19 protein-coding genes are annotated in these 21364 nt (G+C 48.9%); 10 read left to right on the top strand and 9 right to left on the bottom strand.

Going from position 1 to position 21364, the window contains the following annotated elements:
* Window positions 1-128: 128 nt before the first annotated feature.
* The 5 genes from C3B52_RS26390 (at window position 129) to C3B52_RS26370 (ending at window position 4056) form a co-directional block, all read left to right on the top strand.
* Window positions 129-677, top strand: coding sequence for a methylated-DNA--[protein]-cysteine S-methyltransferase (locus C3B52_RS26390; RefSeq protein ID WP_103109362.1), 549 nt, complete (start codon window positions 129-131; stop codon window positions 675-677).
* Entirely contained in the window at window positions 670-1383 is a 714-nt protein-coding gene (locus tag C3B52_RS26385) for a 2OG-Fe(II) oxygenase (protein WP_103109361.1), read from the top strand. Before C3B52_RS26390 ends, C3B52_RS26385 begins: the two co-directional genes overlap by 8 nt.
* 11 nt (window positions 1384-1394) lie before the next feature.
* Window positions 1395-2213, top strand: a complete 819-nt coding sequence (locus tag C3B52_RS26380; RefSeq protein WP_103109360.1) for an SPL family radical SAM protein — start codon at window positions 1395-1397, stop codon at window positions 2211-2213.
* A 105-nt stretch (window positions 2214-2318) separates the two neighbouring features.
* Window positions 2319-3026 carry a molybdenum cofactor biosynthesis protein gene (locus C3B52_RS26375; RefSeq protein ID WP_103109359.1) on the top strand — a complete coding sequence of 236 codons (708 nt, stop codon included), beginning with the start codon at window positions 2319-2321 and terminating at the stop codon, window positions 3024-3026.
* Window positions 3027-3030: 4 nt separating this feature from the next.
* Window positions 3031-4056, top strand: coding sequence for a ThiF family adenylyltransferase (locus C3B52_RS26370; RefSeq protein WP_103109358.1), 1026 nt, complete (start codon window positions 3031-3033; stop codon window positions 4054-4056).
* 40 nt (window positions 4057-4096) lie between these two features.
* Here the strand turns inward: C3B52_RS26370 and C3B52_RS26365 are convergent, their stop codons facing one another.
* From C3B52_RS26365 to C3B52_RS26355, 3 genes are read right to left on the bottom strand one after another with little or no spacing between them, the layout of a single operon-like run.
* Complete coding sequence (locus C3B52_RS26365) at window positions 4097-5179, bottom strand: sensor histidine kinase (protein WP_103109357.1); 1083 nt, start codon at window positions 5177-5179, stop codon at window positions 4097-4099.
* A complete protein-coding gene (locus C3B52_RS26360) occupies window positions 5176-5853 on the bottom strand; it encodes a response regulator transcription factor (RefSeq protein WP_103109356.1) in 678 nt (225 codons plus the stop codon). The genes C3B52_RS26365 and C3B52_RS26360 overlap by 4 nt, the downstream gene beginning before the upstream one ends.
* Before the next feature lie 2 nt (window positions 5854-5855).
* The gene (locus C3B52_RS26355) at window positions 5856-7610 is read right to left on the bottom strand and encodes an ABC transporter ATP-binding protein (RefSeq protein WP_103109355.1); all 1755 of its coding nucleotides are present in this window, start codon (window positions 7608-7610) and stop codon (window positions 5856-5858) included.
* A gap of 337 nt (window positions 7611-7947) precedes the next feature.
* Here C3B52_RS26355 and acnA point away from each other — a divergent pair, with 337 nt between their 5' ends.
* Together acnA and C3B52_RS26345 are read left to right on the top strand one after the other, a co-directional pair.
* A complete protein-coding gene (gene acnA, locus C3B52_RS26350; protein WP_103109354.1) occupies window positions 7948-10680 on the top strand; it encodes an aconitate hydratase AcnA in 2733 nt (910 codons plus the stop codon).
* A 170-nt stretch (window positions 10681-10850) separates the two neighbouring features.
* The gene (locus C3B52_RS26345; protein WP_103109353.1) at window positions 10851-11393 is read left to right on the top strand and encodes a dihydrofolate reductase family protein; all 543 of its coding nucleotides are present in this window, start codon (window positions 10851-10853) and stop codon (window positions 11391-11393) included.
* Between the two features lie 89 nt (window positions 11394-11482).
* Here the strand turns inward: C3B52_RS26345 and C3B52_RS26340 are convergent, their stop codons facing one another.
* The 4 genes from C3B52_RS26340 to C3B52_RS26325 form a co-directional block, all read right to left on the bottom strand.
* Window positions 11483-13396: an ABC transporter ATP-binding protein gene (locus tag C3B52_RS26340; RefSeq protein ID WP_164684940.1), complete on the bottom strand. Its 1914-nt coding sequence runs from the start codon at window positions 13394-13396 to the stop codon at window positions 11483-11485.
* Window positions 13393-15075: an ABC transporter ATP-binding protein gene (locus C3B52_RS26335; RefSeq protein ID WP_235615867.1), complete on the bottom strand. Its 1683-nt coding sequence runs from the start codon at window positions 15073-15075 to the stop codon at window positions 13393-13395. Before C3B52_RS26335 ends, C3B52_RS26340 begins: the two co-directional genes overlap by 4 nt.
* A 188-nt stretch (window positions 15076-15263) precedes the next feature.
* Complete coding sequence (locus C3B52_RS26330; protein ID WP_103109352.1) at window positions 15264-15851, bottom strand: NAD(P)H-dependent oxidoreductase; 588 nt, start codon at window positions 15849-15851, stop codon at window positions 15264-15266.
* A gap of 63 nt (window positions 15852-15914) precedes the next feature.
* A complete protein-coding gene (locus C3B52_RS26325) occupies window positions 15915-16568 on the bottom strand; it encodes a TetR/AcrR family transcriptional regulator (protein WP_103109351.1) in 654 nt (217 codons plus the stop codon).
* A gap of 145 nt (window positions 16569-16713) precedes the next feature.
* Between C3B52_RS26325 and C3B52_RS26320 the strand changes: the two genes are divergently transcribed.
* Together C3B52_RS26320 and C3B52_RS26315 are read left to right on the top strand one after the other, a co-directional pair.
* A complete protein-coding gene (locus C3B52_RS26320) occupies window positions 16714-17040 on the top strand; it encodes a DUF3892 domain-containing protein (protein WP_103109350.1) in 327 nt (108 codons plus the stop codon).
* A 134-nt stretch (window positions 17041-17174) separates the two neighbouring features.
* Window positions 17175-18767, top strand: a complete 1593-nt coding sequence (locus C3B52_RS26315; RefSeq protein WP_103109349.1) for an alkaline phosphatase family protein — start codon at window positions 17175-17177, stop codon at window positions 18765-18767.
* Window positions 18768-18782: 15 nt separating this feature from the next.
* Here the strand turns inward: C3B52_RS26315 and C3B52_RS26310 are convergent, their stop codons facing one another.
* A complete protein-coding gene (locus C3B52_RS26310) occupies window positions 18783-19256 on the bottom strand; it encodes a DUF4188 domain-containing protein (protein ID WP_103109348.1) in 474 nt (157 codons plus the stop codon).
* 9 nt (window positions 19257-19265) lie between these two features.
* Window positions 19266-19901, bottom strand: coding sequence for a TetR/AcrR family transcriptional regulator (locus C3B52_RS26305; protein WP_103109347.1), 636 nt, complete (start codon window positions 19899-19901; stop codon window positions 19266-19268).
* A 164-nt stretch (window positions 19902-20065) separates the two neighbouring features.
* Between C3B52_RS26305 and C3B52_RS26300 the strand changes: the two genes are divergently transcribed.
* Window positions 20066-21202 (top strand): glycosyltransferase family 4 protein, encoded by a 1137-nt coding sequence (locus tag C3B52_RS26300; RefSeq protein WP_103109346.1) that lies wholly within the window; start codon window positions 20066-20068, stop codon window positions 21200-21202.
* The last annotated feature ends 162 nt before the right edge of the window (window positions 21203-21364 follow it).

The raw sequence follows: 21364 nt of genomic DNA, 5'->3' as shown, positions 1-21364 counted from the left end.
AGGATCACAACCTATTTCGTTATCTTGCTGTTCCATTCCAAAATCCGTACATCATGCCCGCGGCAGCGCTATACTGTGCTTAAGTTGAACACACTGAATAACGGTAGTTGATGGAGGAGGAAATAGATATGCGTACAAATAAAAGTCAAACAGTTTTTTGGACAGAGCTCGTTACCGGGGAATGGAGTCTGTTTCTGGCAGCAACCACAAAAGGACTTTGCTATGTCGGTTCGCTGAACAAGCCATTCGACGAGCTGGTGGCATGGACAAATAAGCACTTTCCCAATTGCACGCTTGTCGAAGATGCAGCCGCACTAGAGCCCTATACGACACAAATCACCGAGTATATAGAAGGAAGCCGGAAGCAATTTACCATTCCCTTTGATTATCAGGGCACACCCTTTCAGCTCGCTGTCTGGGATGCGCTATGCCAAATTCCTTATGGAGAAACCAAGTCTTACTCGGATATCGCCCAGCAGATTCAAAAGCCGGCAGCGGTGCGGGCAGTAGGCACAGCAATCGGTGCCAATCCCGTATTAATCACCGTTCCTTGTCACCGGGTTATCGGGAAAAATGGTGCTCTCACCGGTTATCGCGGCGGTTTGGAGATGAAGACCAAGCTGCTTGAGCTTGAAGGCGCAGGCCAGCACACGAAAGGAAGGATGCAAAATGCCTAATCGTCTTTCCGAACGGATCGCCGCTCTCGATTGGGCCTACCTGCAACAAACGCTGGACGACCAAGGCTATGCCACGCTACCACCCATAATAGAGCCTGATCAATGCGAAGACATCATCGCGACCTACTCCGATGACGCTCTTTTTCGAAGCACTATCGATATGGCGAGATACCGCTTCGGGATTGGACAGTACCGTTACTATCAAGCTCCCCTTCCGCCGCTGTTGCAGCAGCTTCGCGAGAACTTTTATCCTGAGCTTGCCAAAGCCGCAAACCGCTGGCTTGGACAGCTTGGAGGGGAAGCCATCTATCCCGCTGCTTTATCCGATTTTTTAGAGCACTGTCATCAGCATGGGCAATCCCGTCCCACTCCTCTGCTTTTGAAATATGAGGCTGGCGGGTACAATTGCTTGCATCAGGATTTGTATGGTGAGGTTTATTTTCCTTTTCAAGTCGTGTTTGTCCTGAGTCAAAAAGAGATCGATTACACGGGTGGAGAGTTTTTACTGCTGGAGCAGCGCCCTCGGGCACAAAGCAGAGGGCATGTTATTACACTTGCACAAGGTGCCGGGCTGATTTTCCCAACAAACCATCGACCTGTTGCTGGAGCACGTGGTTATTATCGGGCTACACTGCGCCATGGCGTTAGTACGATTACTGCCGGAAACAGGTACAGCCTCGGGATCATTTTTCATGATGCCAAGTAAGGAGAGTCGATGTGAAGACTGCTTTATTTTACAAGCATCCGAAAACGTTACTGAATAAAGGAAGCGGATTTCTTTCCGATTATACACACTCCCTCAATCCGTATACGGGATGCTCATTTGCCTGTTCGTACTGCTATGTACGGCAAATGCCTGTCTCGCTTTTTCGCGATCAGCCGTGGGGAACTTGGGTAGATATCAAGCAGGAAGCTGGAAAGCTGCTCCGCAAAGAGCTTCTACGGGCAAAGGCGAAGGGGAGGGTTACAATCTTTATGTCCTCTGCTACCGACCCGTATCAGCCCGTCGAGCAAAAGGAGCAGGTTACTCGCTCTCTGCTAGAGGTCATGGCAGATGACCCGCCCGATTTTCTGCTGGTTCAAACCCGCAGTCCACTAGTTCGCCGCGATATCGATCTGCTGCTGTCGATGCAGGACCGTGTACGCGTCAGCATGACCGTAGAAACGGATTTGGATGACATCCGCAAACACTTTTCCCCGCAAGCACCGCCGATTCAGGCACGCCTTAGGACCTTGCAGCTCCTGGCAGAAGCAGGCGTCCCCACACAAGTCGCCATTGCACCCGTTTTGCCGAGCAGCGAAGCGTTCGCTCATCGCCTGCGTCCTTTCGTGAATCGCGTGTGTATCGACGATTTTTATATGGGAGATGGCAGCGGAGGAAAAAGAACGAGGAAATTGGGAATAGCATCGCTCTATGAACAGCTTGGACAAGAAAAATGGTATGATCCCGACGCTTTTCAGCTTGTATATGAGCGTTTTGTTCGCGTATTTGGCAAAGAGGACGTGTATTTGAGTCAAAAAGGCTTTGCTCCCTAAGCTAGTGTGCAGGTTTTGCCTCTCTCGCTCATTGGCATATGTGCCCGATTATGATATCTTCAAGCCATAGAGAACTGTTATCTCAACGGGAAAAGAGGAGTTGCCTTGACGATTACTATTTTGCTGTTTGCTGGCCTAGCCGAGCGAGCCAATGTTCGAGAAATACAATTGACCCTGCCAGAAAATACGAATGTACGTGATCTTCTGCAGGTAATCGGGGAACAGTATCCTGCCCTCTCTCCTCTGCTTGGAAGCTGCTTTGTTTCGGTTAATCATGAATACGCTGCACCAGATAAAGTCATCGGACCAGCTGATGAGGTCGCCCTGCTCCCTCCGGTCAGCGGCGGTGAAGAAGCACCTCGCTTTGCGATTACGACGGAGCCGCTTGAGGCAGACAAGCTTGTTCGCCTGGTCAGCAATCCGCATGCAGGGGCGATTCTGACCTTCGTCGGAACCGTTCGTGAATTTACCCATGGACAGCGGACTGTCTATCTTTCCTACGAGGCATATGCTCCAATGGCCGTTGAAAAAATGAAGCAGATTGCCACTGAGATCGAGGAGCGCTGGCCCGGTGCCGAGGTCGCGATGCATCACCGGATCGGGGATTTGGCTGTCGAGGAGATCGCCGTGATCGTAGCAGTCGCTACTGCTCATCGCAACGAATCCTTTGAGGCTGGACGCTATGCGATCGAGCGCCTGAAGCAGATCGTTCCGATATGGAAAAAAGAAATGTGGGAAGATGGAAGTGAATGGAAGGGCCATCAGCAAGGTCCCTGGAACCCCTTGGAGATGACAGAAGGAAAGGTGGAATAACACCGTGGATACCCGCTATTCGCGCCAGATCTTGTTTGCTCCGATCGGGCGAAGTGGACAGGAGAAGCTCGGGCAAAGCCGAGTCGCCATTGTCGGGATGGGAGCGCTCGGGACCGTCTTGTCCAACCACATGGTCCGCGCTGGAGTCGGCTTTGTTCGCCTCATTGACCGTGATTTTGTAGAGCCAAGCAATTTGCAGCGCCAAATGCTCTACGATGAGTCGGATGCTGCCGAGCATTTGCCAAAAGCGATTGCTGCCCACGCCAAGCTGAGTAAAATCAATTCGCAAGTCACCATTGAGCCGATTGTTGCCGATCTCACCGCGTACAATGCAGAGCAATATTTGACTGACGTCGATCTCGTGCTCGATGCTACCGATAACTTTCAAGTTCGCTATCTCGTAAACGATGTTTGCGTCAAACACAGCATCCCATGGGTTTACGGAGGGGCTGTCAGTGCGACAGGGACTTTTACCGCGATTCGCCCGGGAACGACCCCTTGCTTGCGCTGCCTTTTCCCCGAGGCCCCGAACCCGGGAGAAATGGCCACCTGTGATACAGCAGGTGTCATCGGTCCGATTATTCATATCGTTGCTTCTTATCAAGCAACAGAGGCTTTTAAAATGCTGGTAGGCGCAACAGATGCACTCAATCCAAACCTGGAGCATTTTGAGATTTGGAACAACCGCCATCAGCAGATCAAGGTTTCAAATGGCCGCCGGGCAGACTGTCCCGCCTGTGGACAGCGCGAGTTTGCTTTTTTACAGCCGGATACGCCAGAAGGACAAGCTGTATCGCTTTGTGGACGCGATACGGTGCAAATCTCGCCCTCTGCTGCGATCTCACTCGATCTCGATGCGCTTGCTGAGCGTCTTGCCCCACTCGGTCAAATCGAGCGAAACAAGTTTTTGCTGCGCTTTCGGGTCGAGCCGTATACGCTTGTTGTTTTCCCCGATGGACGTGTGCTCGTCCAAGGTACAGACGACAGCAGCCTGGCACGTACGCTGCACGCCAAATATATCGGAGCATAATCGCTCTTGTTTTCACTACACAAACAAAGTCCCCTTTCCTCTACGAATGGGGACTTTTTGTATCCGCTACTGCAACTGGCAGTCGAACGGTAAAGGTCGTACCTTCTCCAAAGTGACTTTTCACTGTAATCTTGCCTTGATGCATATCTATAATTCTTTGAACGATAGAAAGGCCAAGACCGCTGCCACCCTTGCCCCGGTTGCGCGATTTATCCGCTTTGAAGAATCTCTCGAATATTCGCCCCTGATCCTCCTCGGTAATCCCGATCCCTGTATCTGATACGTGGACAACCAATTCATTACCTTCCTGTTTCAGCTGAACCGTGATCGTCCCACCTGCTGGAGTAAATTTGATCGCGTTGCTAATCAGATTCATCCATACCTGACTGAGCATATCTTCATCTGCTGTTATTTCCGCCTTTCCCAGCTCTACATCCATCTCGATTTCTTGCTCCAGCCATTGCGGCTCACAAGCCAAAATAATTCCCCGAATCTGTAGATCCAAACGGTACGTCTTGCGTTCGAGCGGCTGTTGTACTGCCTCCAAAGAAGTCAGTCTCAGCAAATTGTCACTTAGCTTGGAGAGTCTTTTGCTCTCTGTTTCAATAATCTCCAAATAATGCAAACGTTGCTGCTGTGTAAGCTGCTCATTGTGCAAGGCGCGGGCAAATCCGCTAATCGACGTCAATGGAGACTGGATTTCATGCGATACGTTCGAAATAAACTCCTGCTTCATCTGCTCCATCTGGTTCAGCTGCTCTGCCATATGATTGAAACCGTCGATCAGCTCACCCCACTGATGCTTTAGCTTAAAATCGAGATTCACCTTGAAATCACCCTTTGCAATCCGGTTGATCGCATTGCGAAAGGCATCAAAAAAATCGTATTGTCTAGGTTTTTTAAATCTGATGATCCATGCTAACAGGAAAAAGAAGACAAAGCCGAGGACTGTGTTTATGATCCCCTTGAAGTATTCAGATAGATTTAGATTGCCATTACTATAGAAGAAATTCGTTACCCAATATGCAAGCGACCAGCAAAGAGCCATGGCTAGCATAAAAGCGATGAGTCCAAGCAACCTGAGAAAAAATAATTTCCACGAGTGATCCGGGTTTCTGCTCATTGGTTCAGCTCCAGTCGATAGCCTAAACCGCGAACCGTTCGAATCAAGAAGCTGTATTCCTCCTGTGGGAACCTTTCGCGCAGCCGATTGATATGCACATCCACTGTCCGCTCATTCCCTTCAAAATCAAAGCCCCAAATTTGCTCGATCAGCTGCTCGCGAGTAATCGTTTTGCCCGGATTGCTGCCTAGCTTAAACAGAAGCTCAAATTCTTTTAGCGGAATCGTTAGCGCCTTGGTTCCCTTTGTCATTTCGAACGTTTTCTTGTTCAGTTGCAGTTGCCCGATCTGCACGGTGTGGGAAGACTCGATCCGATAACGCTTTAGCAGTGCTTTTACCCGAACGACCAGCTCGGCGGGTTCGAACGGCTTGACGAGGTAGTCATCGGTTCCCAGCTCAAAGCCTTTAATTTTTTGCGAGGTTTCGCCTTTTGCTGTAAGCATGAGCAGCGGGATATCGGGATAGAATCGTCGCAGCTCCCGGCACAGCTCCCATCCGTCCATATTCGGCATCATGATATCCAGGATGACGAGGTCTGCAGGAGCGGTAGCAAATAAGGAAAGAGCTTCTTCCCCGTCTGCCGCCTCCATGACTTCAAAGCCCTCCCTCTCCAAAAAGACGCGAACCAGCTCACGAATATGCGGATCGTCGTCTACTACCATCAGTCTGGTCATGATTACACCCTCTCTTTTACACGTAATTGCTGCGTCGCAAATTCTTTGTACATATCGTGACTGTCGAATAGCTCATCATGTGTTCCTTTGCCAGTAATTCGGCCTTTTTCCATGAACAGAATCTGGTCCGCATCAACGACTGTCGACAAGCGATGGGCAATCACAAGTGTCGTGCGTCCCTTCATTAAGTTCTGAAGCGCCTGCTGAACGATGATTTCCGATTTGCTGTCCAAGCTGGAGGTTGCCTCATCCAGCATCAGAATTTGCGGATCGCGAAGCAGTGCTCTGGCAATCCCAATTCGTTGTCTCTGTCCTCCTGAGAGCTTGACACCTCGCTCCCCTACCTCAGTGTCATAGCCATCCGGGAATTCGGAAATAAACCCATCGGCATAAGCCATTTCTGCTGCCTTTCGCAGCTCTTCATCACTCACTTCACGAAAGACGCCATAACAAATATTTTCACGGATCGTTCCGGCGATCAATGGGCTTTCCTGTGACACATAACCGATTTTGCTTCTCCATGATGCAAGTGTAAAGTCGGCAATTGATTTATCTCCCAGCTTGATTCGTCCTTGCTGTGGCAAATAGTAGCGCTCGATCAAGGAAAAGAGGGTCGTCTTTCCGCTTCCGCTAGGCCCTACAATAGCATTTACTTTTCCTGCCTGAATCGTAAAGCTGACATCATTCAGGATCGTTTCCCCATTTTCATAGGCAAAGCTCACATTCTCTACCCGGATCGGCAAGCTGGCGTTTTCCAGGATTTTTCCTGATGTATGGTCTTCCTCGTCAGCTTCCAATGTCGTAATAATTCGCTCTGTTGCACCCATCGCCTTTTGCAGCTGTGTAAAGAAGTGCGTAAACTGTCCGAGCGGCATCATGATTTGTACGAGATACAAGATGAAAGCAACCAGCTCTCCTGCTGTCAAAGCACCTGATGATACACGCATGCCTCCATATCCCATCACCACGACGAGCAGTACCATGATAACCAGAGACATGAGTGGACCGATCATCGCCTGTACTCTGCCTTCGCGGATGCCAAAATGAAACAGTTTGTCGATTCCTCGCTTACCGCTGGCATATTCGTGCGGCTCTGCATTTGATGATTTTACGAGGCGAATCTCAGACAGCACTTGCGTCATAATCGTTGTGAAGCTTGCCGTTTCGTCTTGCAGCCCTTTGGAAATCTTGTACATTTGGCGACCCAGCGGCAATAAAATCAACAGGGCGAGCGGCACTGCAATGAGCATAGTCATGGTCATTTGCCAATCAAGGTAAAGCAACGTAGCGATTGAACCGATAATAGAGATGGTCCCGGTAAAAAAGTTGGAAAGATGGTCGGTGATCAATCCTTTGACTACACCTGTATCGTTGGTCATTCGGCTAATCGTTTCCCCCGTACGATTGTTATCATAATACGGGACAGGCAGGACGAGCAGCTTTTTCCAGAGGCGATCCCGGAGTGCGGCTACGATTTTTTGTCCCACATGATTTAACATGTAAATGGAGAGTCCGCTAACAACGGCTTGTGCGATAAATGCCCCGATCAAAAGGACAATTTGCCCCTTGCTTATCGAGGATAGTGTGAAGCCATCGATCAGATCCTTGGTGAAAAGCGGAATCACCAGGCTCACGAGAGTGGTTGCAATGCTCAGGAAGAGCGCGGTCCCGAGCATCAGCTTGGATGGCTTTGTTTCCTTTATTAAATGAAAGAACGGTCTCAGCTTTCCTGACGTACGTTTTTGTTTTGTCGTCATCTTTTTGTATCTCCTATCCGTATTTACTTCACTCGTTTGCAGGAATCGCACAGCTTTCGTTTGGCGCCATTGAAGCATGTGCAGCCCCGCTAGAGAAAAGATACCGCATGAATGTAAACGAAATATAAACGGGATAATACAGGAAGTCTGGAAATTTTCCTTTCCTTTTCACAGGAAAATGGCTTCGGGGTTTTTTCTTCAAGGATTTTGTATAGAAATGATGAATTTGGGGTAGAAGACGAGAAACAAATCGAGTATAATAGGGTCGTGATGAAGAAGAAACGAAACTATGTTTCATCTGATGAAACTCCAAGTAACAATAGGGAGGTTGTATACATTGGCTAACAAAGATGCTTACAAAGTAAAATCTTCCCTGCAGGTAGGCGACAAGTCTTTCGCGTATTATCGCCTGCAAGGATTGGAAGAACAAGGACTTGGTGATGTTTCCAAGCTTCCATTCTCCATTAAAGTTCTGCTTGAGGCTGCTGTACGTCAGTTCGACGGACGCGCGATCACTAAAGAACACGTACAACAACTCGCGACTTGGACAAAAGGCCGCGACGAAAACCAAGAAGTACCTCTCATGCCTGCTCGTATCGTACTGCAAGACTTCACCGGTGTACCGGCTGTAGTTGACCTCGCTGCGATGCGTATCGCGATGAAACGCGCTGGTGGAGATCCAAAACGAATCAACCCACTCGTACCAGTAGACCTCGTTATCGACCACTCCGTAATGGTAGATGATTTCGGTAATGCAGCTGCTCTGGACAACAACATGAAGCTGGAATTCGAACGCAACCAAGAGCGCTACCGCTTCCTGCGTTGGGCACAAACTGCGTTTGACAATTTCCGTGCGGTTCCTCCGGCAACTGGTATCGTTCACCAAGTTAACCTGGAGTACCTCGCAACTGTAATCGCTACTCGTGAAGTAGACGGCGAGCTCGTAGCTTTCCCTGACTCTCTCGTAGGTACTGACTCCCACACCACTATGATCAACGGTCTTGGTGTTCTTGGATGGGGTGTTGGTGGTATCGAGGCAGAAGCTGGAATGCTCGGTCAACCTCTGTACTTCGTAACTCCAGAAGTTGTTGGTTTCAAACTGACTGGCACTCTGAGTGCTGGTGCAACTGCAACCGACCTCGCTCTGACTGTTACGCAAATGCTGCGTAAAAAAGGCGTTGTAGGTAAATTCGTTGAGTTCTACGGCCCTGGCTTGTCCAACATCTCGCTGGCAGACCGCGCAACCGTAGCTAACATGGCACCTGAATACGGCGCTACTATGGGCTTCTTCCCAGTAGACTCCGAAACGCTCAACTATATGCGTCAAACTGGTCGCGAAGAAGACCTCATCTCCTTGGTTGAAACTTACACCAAAGCACAAGGCCTCTTCCGTACTGATGCTACACCAGACCCAGTATTCTCCGAAACATTGGAGCTGGATCTGTCCACTGTAGTACCAAGCTTGGCTGGTCCAAAACGTCCACAAGACCGCGTAGAACTGACTGCTATGAAGGAATCCTTCAATAACAGCCTGCGTACGCCAATCGACAAAGGCGGCTTTGGTCTCTCCGAAGAGAAAATCGCAGCTAGCGCACCAGTTGAATATGCAAACGGTGAAAAAGCTACGCTGAAAACAGGTGCGGTTGTTATCGCAGCGATCACTTCCTGTACCAATACATCAAATCCTAGCGTAATGCTGGGTGCAGGTATCCTGGCGAAAAAAGCTGTGGAAAAAGGCCTGACAAAACCTGCTTTCGTAAAAAGCTCTCTGGCTCCAGGTTCCCGCGTAGTTACGCAATACCTGACTGACGCTGGACTGATCGATTCCTTGAACACGATCGGCTTCAACGTAGTTGGTTATGGTTGCACAACTTGCATTGGTAACTCCGGTCCATTGCCAGAAGAAACCAGCAAAGCAATCGCTGACGAAGACCTGACTGTTGCAGCTGTTCTTTCCGGTAACCGTAACTTTGAAGGCCGTATCCATGCACAGGTAAAAGCGAACTACCTCGCTTCTCCTCCATTGGTTATCGCTTATGCACTGGCGGGTACTGTTGATATCGACCTGTCTACAGAGCCAATCGGTACTGGCAAAGACGGACAGCCTGTATTCTTGAAAGACATCTGGCCAACTCCACAAGAGATCTCGGAAGCAATGGGTAAAGCAATGAACCCTGACTTGTTCCGTGCAGAATACGGCCAAGTGTTCACACAAAACGAAGCTTGGAACAAAATCGATGTTCCAACTGGCGATCTGTACGAGTGGGATGAAAAATCCACGTACATTCAAGAACCGCCATTCTTCAAAGACCTGGCTGGCGAAATCGCAGCGATCGCAGACATCAAAGCAGCGAACACCATCGCTCTGTTCGGCGACTCTGTGACAACTGACCACATCTCCCCAGCTGGTAACATCTCGCCTACAAGCCCTGCAGGTCTCTATCTGCAAGCGAACGGCGTAGAACGCAAAGACTTCAACTCCTATGGCGCTCGTCGCGGTAGCCACGATGTAATGATGCGCGGTACATTCGCTAACATCCGTATCCGCAACCAAGTGGCTCCTGGCACTGAGGGCGGCGTAACCAAATACTTGCCAACTGACGAAGTAATGTCCATCTACGATGCTTCCATGAAGTATCAAGCAGACGGTACTCCACTCGTTGTACTGGCTGGTAAAGAGTACGGTACTGGTTCTTCCCGTGACTGGGCAGCAAAAGGTACTTTCCTCCTCGGCATCAAAGCGGTTATCGCTGAGAGCTTCGAGCGTATCCACCGTGCTAACCTGGTTGGTATGGGCGTTCTGCCTCTGCAATTCGCTGACGGCCAAAGCTGGAAGTCCCTTGGCATCGATGGTACTGAGTCCTTCAGCATCCTGGGCCTCTCCGACGATGTTCAACCTGGCCAACGCGTAAAAGTAGAAGCAACTCGCAAAGATGGCAGCACTTTCGAATTCGAAGTAATCGTGCGCCTCGACTCCATGGTAGACGTAGACTACTACCGCAATGGTGGTATTCTGCAAACCGTTCTTCGCCAACTGCTGGACGAAGGCAAACCAGTAACAACAAAGTAAGAGCTTGAAATAAGTTCATGGCAGCACCCACCCAACGAAAAGGGCAGTCTTTCGAGAAATCGACAGGCTGCCCTCTTTCTATTTCTTTCTGGACGTCTCTGTTGTAAAATTTGAAAAAATACATACTTTTTATGTACATTTATTTCGCTCGCACAAGGGAGGAGACACCGATGGCCCAATTGATTTATCATATTGCCACTACGCTGGATAACTTTATTGCCGATGTAGACGGCAATGCTGACCCTTCCATCTTTTCATACGAAGGCGAGCATGTGACCGATTTCCTTTCCGACATCCAAGAGTACGATGCTGTATTAATGGGCGGCAAGACGTATGCATTCGGGTTTCAGTTTGGCCTAAAGCCTGGTGAGCCTGGCTACAAAGGGTTAAAGCATTATATTTTCTCTTCCACGATGGAGTTTGAATCCAATGATGAGGTCTTGCTTGTCAAAAGCGACGCGGCTGATTACATCCGGGATCTGAAACGAGAGGGTAACGGAAAGCTCTGGTTGTGCGGTGGTGGACAATTGGCAGCATCATTGATTGAGCACAAACTCATCGATAAACTCGTGTTAAAAGTCAATCCGGTGATGCTTGGCTCCGGCATCCCTCTGTTTGGAAATGCCTCTCCTCGCTTACACTTTGAGCTGATGGATTTTAAGCGATATGACAATGGAGTCGTCAAGCCCACCTACCAGATCATTTACCCGTAAAAAGCCCACACAAAAACCACCCTGTATTTACATCAGGGTGGTTTCGTCTTGAATGCAGCTATGTTTTGGGTACTGTGTAGCTTTGTCTGTCAGCTCACCTGCTGACTCGTGTTGCCTTCGGAAAATTGGCTGTTATACAAATCTGCGTAGAAGCCGCCTTTTTCCAGCAGCTCTTCATGATTGCCTTGCTCGATGACCGTTCCTTGATTCATAACAAGGATCAGATCCGCATCACGAATGGTAGAAAGTCGGTGGGCGATGACAAAGGATGTTCTGCCTTCCATCAGTCCCGCCATTGCTTTTTGGATCAAGAGCTCTGTCCGTGTGTCAACACTGCTCGTTGCCTCGTCGAGAATCAAAATCGTCGGATCAGCCAAAAAGGCGCGGGCAATTGTCAAAAGCTGCTTCTGACCTTGTGAAATATTCGATGCCTCTTCATTCAAAATCGTTTCGTAGCCTTCTGGCAGAGTCCGTACGAAGTGATCCGCATGCGCTGCACGAGCCGCCTGCACAATCTCATCATCGTTTACTCCAGCCCGCCCGTAAGCGATATTTTCTTTGATCGTGCCGTTGAACAGCCACGTATCTTGCAGAACCATCCCAAATTTACTTCTCAGCTCACTGCGCGGCAGCTCGCGTATATCGGTTCCGTCAATCGTGATTCTGCCCTCTCCGATCTCATAAAACCGCATGAGCAGGTTGACGAGGGTCGTTTTGCCGGCTCCGGTCGGTCCAACAATAGCTACCGTCATCCCCGGCTTCACATCGATATTCATATTTTGAATGAGTGGCTCGTTCTCTTTGTAGCCAAAGGAAACATTTTCAAATCGCACATGCCCTGCAAGCCCTGCAGCAGTAGCTGGCGTGGAATCAGCAGCAGCCACATCTGTAGACTCTTCGGGCTCATCGAGGATTTCGAAGACTCGCTCTGCCGCCACGAGGGTGGACTGAATGATATTTGCGATATTCGCGGTTTGCGTAATCGGCTGGGAAAACTGCTGGGCGTATTGGATAAAAGCTTGCACATCCCCGATCAAAATGCTGCCGCGGGTGACGAGCACACCACCGACCACACAAACGAGCACAAAACCGATGTTGCCAACAAACATCATAAGCGGCATCATGATCCCAGAGATGAACTGCGCCTTCCAGCCAGAATTGTACAGCTTTTCATTGATCACTTCGAACTTCTCAATCGCCTGCTCTTCACGCCCGAACGCCTTTACGATCTTGTGTCCAGTGTACATTTCTTCGACGTGACCATTCATCTCGCCGATGGCTTGCTGTTGGCCCTTAAAATGCGGCATGGAACGAGCAGCCACCTGCTTGATCACGACAAAGCTAAGTGGCAAGGTTACCATCAAAATGACTGTCATGAGTGGACTGATGGTCAGCATCATGACGATAACACCCACCAGAGTAATTACCGAGGTAATCATTTGCGTCAAACTTTGCTGCAAAGTACCGCTAATCGTATCCACATCATTGACTATGCGGCTCATGACTTCCCCATGTGTTCGTCCGTCAAAATATTTGAGTGGTAATCTGGCCAGCTTCTCATTTGCTTCCTTGCGCAGGGCATAGACTGTCTTCTGCGCAATGCCTGCCATCAAATACTGCTGCACATAGGCAAACAAGGAGGAAAAGAGATAGAGCCCGATCAAGGTCAGAATAATTTGCCAAACTGCACCAAAATCAAACGCCGCGCCTGGCACGCCCTTTAATTTCCCCATGAAGCCTTCAAAAATGGTCGTCGTGGCGTTTCCCAGCAATTTTGGACTGAGAATGCCAAAGACCGTACTGAGTGCGGCTGCCAAGAAAACAATCGTTAGCCGAAAGCGATACGGCTTCAAATAGCGAAGCAGACGTCGCAATGTTCCTTTGAAATTTTTTGCCTTTTGCCCGGGCATTGTCATCATTCCAGGTCCGCCAAAACCCATCGGTCTTTGCGCCCCAGGTCCTCCACCAGGTCCAGGAGGTGTACGCCGCTGCTGCTCACTCATGCGATTTCCTCCTCCGTCAGCTGGGATTTGACAATCTCTTTGTAGACGTCGCAGGTATCCATTAATTCATGGTGAGTGCCTTTGCCTACAATTTCGCCTTCCTCCAGCACGATAATCTGATCGGCATCCATGACGGTATTCACGCGCTGAGCAACGATGATGACAGTCGCTTCTTCTGTTTCGTTCTTCAGAGCTGCCCGCAGCTTGGCATCTGTTTTGAAATCCAGAGCAGAAAAGCTGTCGTCAAAGACGTAAATCTCCGGCTTTCGAATGAGCGCTCGTGCAATAGACAGTCTTTGCTTTTGCCCACCTGACAGGTTTGCTCCTCCTTGTGCCAGCACCGTTTGGAGTCCGTCCTTCATCGCGGCGACAAAATCGGAAGCCTGCGCAGTCTGTAGTGCATGCTCGACCTCCTCGTCCGTCGCTCCTTCATTTCCATAACGGACGTTGTCTGCGATCGTCCCTGTGAAGAGCAGCGCCTTTTGCGGGACAAAGCCAATGATGGAGCGGAGCGCACTTTGCGGGATGTCACGCACATCGATGTTCCCGATACGGACGCTGCCACTTTCGACATCATAAAAGCGCGGGATTAAGCTGATGAGTGTAGACTTACCTGAGCCCGTACCACCAATGATCGCCGTTACCTGCCCGGGCCTCGCTGTGAACGAAACGGAAGACAAGGCTGGCTTCTCTGCTCCTGGGTAACGGAATGTCACTTGATCAAAAATGACTTCTCCTGCCTCCCTGACTTTTTTTGCTTCTGCCTGTTCCCTATCTAAAATGACAGGGTCTGTCGTCAACACTTCGTGAATACGCAGCGACGAAGCAGAAGCCCTCGGCACCATACTGAACATCATGGAGGCCATCATCAGTGAGAACAAAATTTGCATGGCATACTGCAAAAAGGCCATCAGATCACCGACCTGCATATGTCCGGTACTGATGCGCAGGCCACCAAACCAAATAATCGCAATCGAGGTTACGTTCATCATCAGCATCATGATGGGCATCATCGCCGCCATGATCTGATTTGCTTTGATCGCTGTCGCCGTGAGGTCTTGATTGGCCTGATCAAAGCGTGCACGCTCATGCTCGGTACGATTAAAGGCACGTACGACACGGATTCCGGTCAAATATTCGCGCAATACCAGATTCAAACGGTCGATCTTTGTTTGCATCATCTTGAAGTAAGGAATACCTTTGGACCCGATCAAGTAAATCGCCAAAGCTAGGATCGGGATCGCGCCAATAATGACAAGAGACAGCTTCGCATCTTTGGATACTGCCATGATAATCCCACCGATACACATCATCGGTGCCATAACCATCATTCTCAGCATCATGTTAAGCACTTGCTGGACTTGCGTAATGTCATTCGTTGTACGAGTAATGAGGGAAGCTGTGCTGAGCTTGTCAAACTCCTGCAAAGAAAAACGCTCAATATGACGAAATACACTGCTGCGCAGCCGCATCCCGAAGCCTGAAGCCGCACGGGACGCCAAATAGCTGGCACAGACTGACAAGATGGCGCCAACTGCAGATACGAGGAGCATGAACCCGCCAATCCTCCATATATAAGCAGTGTCCTCCTTGACGATTCCTTCGTTGACGATATCTGACATCAACGTAGGAAGATACAGATTGGCAATTGATTGAAGCAGCACAAATACCATGGTCATGATGACCATATACCGGTAAGGCCGCAAAAAAACGCAGTAATCGTAACACGCGAATCACCCTCCGGTACGGATTGGACTATGGGAACAAATTGTAACTGATCCATTCCTCCAGGGCAAGTGGTAGCCATTATTTTCCTACCATAGTTCCAAGATAGCTTGAAAATTCGTCACTGATGCGCTGTCAGTGATTACCCGTTCATTTTTTGCTTCATCTCCGCAAGCATTCGTCGCCGGGCAATGCGCGGATCGAGTTCTGGATTCAATACGTGCTGAACGTACTGTCTGGCACTAACCTCGATTTGCTCCTCTGTAGCCTGAACGGCTCCGTAAAAGGTGAAGAGTGGAAGCATCGTCATACCGACCTGATTGGCAAAGACTTGAAGCGGGCGCGTTAATTCACTAATCGTGTAGCCAATCAACCCACCCGCTTGATACGATTCTTGCGTACCTCCGATAGATATGGCGAGCAAAAGCTCTTTTCCTGCTACCGCCTTTCCACCAGATCCAAATAACCAAGCAGTCGTGAAAACTTCATCTAGCCATTGCTTCAATAGAGACGGCGTTCCATACCACTGAAACGGGAATTGCAGTACGAGTCGCTCGTGATCAGCGAGAAGCGTTTGCTCATACTGGACGTCTATTTCTTTATCAGCGTATGAGGCATACAATTCGTGCACGATTACATGCTCATGATGCTTCGACAATTCCGCAACCCACCGTTTGTTGACACGTGATTGCTGCAGCTGTGGATGCGCAACGACAACGAAAGTACTCATTTGAAATTCAGCTCCTTTTTGTTTTTTGACTGACACGAAAGTCAATTTTAAAAGCAAAAAAAATTACTCTGGTCTGATTACCAATAATGCCGACTCGATCACTTGCTCAAACAGCCCCTTGAGCTGCTCGTTGATCTCATGAGCTGTCGCCCCTTGGTCAGCGAGGTCTTGCTGTGTCTGGTCTAAATAATTCATGCCCTGTGATACGGCACCCCAAAATTGCATGGCCATCAGACTAGCATCTCCAGCACGGATCGTCTTTTGCTCCATGCCTTTCTCCACTGCTTGTGTCATCGGCTGCAGGAAGCTCTTTACCCATTTGAACGGAGAAAATTGCTCCGCCGTATACAAGTAATGTACATCCAGGCTGATTCGCGAAAAAAAACGAGACACAGCTGGCTCTTCCAATACTTGTCGGCAAACGATTCGTGCATACGTATTGAACAGCTCAAATGCGGAGCCCTCTTGCTCGAAATGTGTTTTTGTAAATTGCTGTGTCTTTTCCATTACATGCTCGAAAAGCTCTCGAAACAAGGTCTGCTTGTTTTTAAAATAGTGGTAGACTAGTCCGCGCGCCAGACCAGCCCTCTCCGCAATCTCGCCAATCTCCGATGCAGCATATCCTTTCTCTGCATAAACGTGAATCGCCGCCTGCAAAATTTCCTGCGTCCGCTGCTTACGGATCTCTTCATTTTGTTCTTTGGTACGTGGTGACATGATCGAACCCTCATTTTTCATTGACATTCGTGTTAATCAAAAAGATACATGCAAATGGAACCTTTTGTCAACAACCCATTTTATTAAAACGAATACATGTTCTCCACCCCTTTTAGGCACCCTTATGAATGAGGAGGGATTGCAAATGGAACAGCAAAGCTTTGAACAAATATACGCCGACTACAAAAATGCTGGAGAGCAGCAAGCACTGGAGGAAAGCGGTGGTAATACCAGCTCGCCTGACGCTTCCGGCAAAGAGCAAATTGTTGCTGTGCGAAAAAATGACGATGGAGACTTGATCGCTTTCAAGACAAGCGCCGGGCGGGAGCTGGATTACGTCACTGCCCTGCAAGATGCAAAAGCGGGCAAGCTGGCACATGTGGACGTCTTTCATAAATACGGGCGGGACATTTTGCGCAGCGAGCCTGATGGCATCAAAGAAAACAATCTGGATAACCTGCCTACCTTTTAAAAGGTAACAAGCAAATCAACAAATCCCACCTCTTATATTAACAGGGTGGGATTTGCGCAGTTCCAGGACGTCCAGAATATTTTAGGAAAATGAGCAAAAAAATAGAGAGGAATGAGGAGGAGGCGAATCGACCCATGAGATTCAAACATACATATGCCATTGTGCTTCTCGTCGTGTTTTGTATGCTTGTCACGAGTTGTAAGACAAACACAAGCCCACCACTCCATCAGCAAAGCATGCCATCATCGCCCTCTCCCAGCCTGTCTTCCGTACAGAAGCCGACTATTCTCATCCTGATTGATTCTTTGATGGACAAGCCGTTGCGCGAAGCAATTACACAAGGTCGCGCTCCTGCTTTAGCGTATTTGTTTGCAAACGGGCACTACTACCCCCAACTAGTAAGCTCCTTCCCTACCATGTCGGTCACGATTGACAGCACCATGCTTACAGGAACCTACCCGAACAAGCATCATATCCCTGGCCTATCCTGGTATAGCACAAAGGAAAAACGTATGATCTACTATGGTATGGGGCCAAAGGAAGGGCTAAAGATTGACCAGCCACAGGTGTTGCTGGACGCCGTTCATCACCTCAATCAGACCCATTTGAATCGGAAAACGAAAACAATCCACGAGGAATTGGCGGGGATGGGCAAGCATTCGGCTTCGATTAATGCTATCGTATGGCGAGGAAAAACAGATCACGTCTTGAAAATCCCTCGCCTGATTTCCTTGAGCACGCCTTTGCCAGCGGAGCTAAAGGTGACTGGACCTGCAATGCTCTCCTACGCCACTTTTGCCCAGCTAAATCCGGATCAAAAGGAGCAAAGACGCATCTGGCGAAAGTACGGGATGAATGACGAGTTCTCCGCGCAAGAGGCAGCCTTTCTCATTTCTACTAACAAGCTGCCTTCGCTAACACTCACCTATTTTCCCGAAAACGATATGGAAGTGCATAAAAAAGGTCCAGCTACCATCGAAGGAATAGTGAAAGCTGACCAAGCCTTGCAAGCAGTACTGAACGCCTTTGGTTCATGGGAACAGGCTGTAAATCAGGCAAGATGGGTTGTTATGGGGGATAGTGGGCAAAGCGCTGTCCTCCCTGATCGACGGACAGCTACCATCGATATGCGGAGCCTGCTGAGTTCTTATCGTGTTGCCAAAATCGGACAACCAATACAACGGAAGGATCAGCTCGTGATCGCCACCAATGAACGAATGGCCTACATCTACGCTCTCGATGCTCATCTGTCCCTGACTGATATGGTCAAGCGTTTGCAGAAGGAAGAGAGGTTCGACATCATCGCGGTAAAAGAAGGACAGAAAACCATTGTCACGGCAGGTAAGAGCAACAGTTCCTTTTCTTTTCGTCCTGGAGGCGCGATCAAGGACGACTACGGTCAGTCGTGGACAATCTATGGAGATGACAAATTGCTTGATTTGACAATCCGCAATAACCATATCACGTATGGCAAGTATCCCGACGCATTGGCGAGACTCCATGGAGCAATGAACTCCCAGGAAGGCAGATACGCAATCGTTACCGTAAAACCAGGTTATGAACTGGTTACCGAGAGCTCTCCCACCCATCTCGGCGGCGGTGCACATGGCTCCCTACACGAAGCAGATTCACTTGTGCCTTTGCTCGTAGTCGGAACCAAGACCCGCCCGCAAACTTTGCGGATTGTCGATCTGAAGGATTGGCTGCTGCGTCTTGCGAACGAATAAACCCAGGTTTTGATGCTACGAATTCGTCAAACGTTCACGAGCTGTTTCCCGTTTACCTGTGGCAGGAATGAGCGTGCCGACCTTCCCTAAACCAAATGGAGGCATATTGACATAGACATTCTCATATTTTCCGGCTTCCACGAGATACGTCTCGTGGAAGATCCCTACTGTTCCATCAGAGCCGATCGCCTGATTAAACTTTCGCCAGGCAGTCAAATGCTTGTGGCTGTTCCGCGCATAATGCTCCAGATGCTCATAGGAGCGCCAATATTGAATCTGCGTAATCGTACGCATATTGAAGCTCCCACTGTCACCCAGAAATCCAAGCTCCGGGTTCTGGTAAAGCTCTTGCAGCATACCTCCCATTGCCTTTGCTACCGGCACCCATTTGTGTACAGCGAGCAATCGATTGATACGCATCCCGATGATAAAGACAACGAACGAGTCTTCCATCTGAGCAGTAAATCTTCCTGGCATTATTTTTGACATAGCCTCCACCTACTTGACTAAGGATTTAAGATGCATCTCGTAAAAAGCCATAAAATCATTGGCGCGAAACAAATGTGCCGACAAATACGCCCCATAAAACATCGAGAACAACAGAACAACAGCTTCCTCGTCGCTTACTCGCGGAGTAAGATTTCCATCCACCCGCGCCTCCTCCACACTTTTTTTAAAAATGTCATAGAGAGACGTTTTCGCAATCGCTGATCTGTTTGCCTCGTCTGGAAAAAGCAAGATCAGCTCAGCCTCTGATAAAGCAGGGACACATGGATGCATTCTTTGTTCGGACAAAAAGCTGATCAAGCTAAGCATGATGCCTGGATGCTTTTTCCCGTCCTCAATGACCTTGGCAAAAATGTAGCGAATCGCCTCCAAACCTCTTTTGGAGGAATTCGAGAGCTCCACGAAGCACTCCGCCTGCCAAATACTCATAAAGTAAGTCAACAAATCCTCTTTTTGCGGAAAAAATTTAAAGAAGGTAACCTTGGATACTTCTGCAAACTGACATATATCTTCCACAAGTACACTCCGAAAGGTACCCTCCCCGATGCGTTCGAGACACCCTTCCAGAAGAGCCAGCTTCGTTTTTGCTTTTTTCTTTTCGCGCAGTGAAATCATATCTGATGTCATGACCGTTTTCCTTTCGTTGGAATCCCCTTGTGTTAATAATAGTAAATAAATTAACTCTAGTAAAGTATTTTATCTGAGTTCGTTTTTTAATTCTTTTTATTTCAAGTAGCCTTTGACGCCCAACTCCATACGATAGTGGAGAGCCCTTCGAAGGAGAAAATCACATGAGAATTTGTTTTTTTTGCAATCTTATCGAATTTAAGCCAAAGGGGAATGTTCTGCAGTTTTTTATTCTGCTACGGGCACTTGACCGAAAAGTGGCACAGCTGCCAACACACGAGCGGGAGCAATATTCTTTAGACTGCGTCCTCCCCTTCCAGTTCCGTAATGGAATGGGTGGTTTTACGTTTCAGCACGTCCAGTTTTACAAGTCGAATCATCCGATTGATGACATCATCCGTCGCGATCAAAAGAAAAGGTACGATTATATCTTCATCCGTGGACGTAACGATGCAATCAAGCTTTTGGATAAAAGGCCTGCTCTCGGCTCGAAGCTGTTGTTTCTGGCGATTCAATACAATTTGAACGACCCGTACATCATGCGCAGACTCAACCGTATCTTCAAGCATGCACGACTCGTTTTTTTCCAGACAGAGCCCAATGCGAATCGCTACCGAACCTATCAGCTTCAAAAAGGCAATTACTCCAGTCAGGAGCTTGATCGCAAAATTCAGGTTCTCCCCCAGTTTGTTGAACCACCAAAGGACTCCCTGTCTGACCGACCTTCTCGTGATCACCTCGATCTCATTTTGGCAGGCGTCATCCGTCCTCGTTACGGGCTCGGTGTGGCTACTAAGGCGATTCGCTTCATCCGCAGAAATCATCCAAAGACCAAGCTCCGTGTTCTGTATCCATCCATTGTGGGCAAATATCAGAAGCAGGCAAAAGCGCTGCTGCGTACCCCGGGAGTTGTGGATCACGGGCAAAAATCAATGTGGGCAACCAAGAAGCTGATCCTGAGGAGTGGCATTGGCATCGCCTTGCTTTACGACACAACAAGTGATCAAAACCCGTCGCATTCCTACTTGTCGCGTATTTTGGAGTACATGGCACTCGGAGTTCCTGTCCTGACTACACGCACGATTGGGAACGAGGCGTTGCTCGGGGAAAACTACCCTCTGTTTGTCCTGGACGCGTACGACATTGCCGAACAATACGAGAAGCTTTGCGATCCATTTTTTTATGAGGAAATGAGCCGCTACGTATCTACCCGCGGTGAACGCTTCCTCGCCGATAATGCCGTGCAATCGTTTTGGGCTACATTGCAGCATGAGTATGTGATCGGGCAGCTTGCAACCTAGACGATAAAAAAAGCCAACACCCCTGACAATCCAGGGGAACTGACCCCATAACGTGAGACAAATCAAAACACCTTCAAGAGAATGCGACCATGTCGTAAGATATGGGGACAACTTGGAGGTGTTTTTCTGTGGCAACGAGAGTAAGCTATCCCGCGGAAATTA

It is taken from the genome of Brevibacillus reuszeri (genome assembly GCF_002897295.1).
Classification (GTDB): Bacteria; Bacillota; Bacilli; order Brevibacillales; family Brevibacillaceae; genus Brevibacillus; species Brevibacillus reuszeri_A.
The sequence above is the reverse complement of the archived record's forward strand: the minus strand, read 5'-3'. Positions and strand labels throughout refer to the sequence as shown.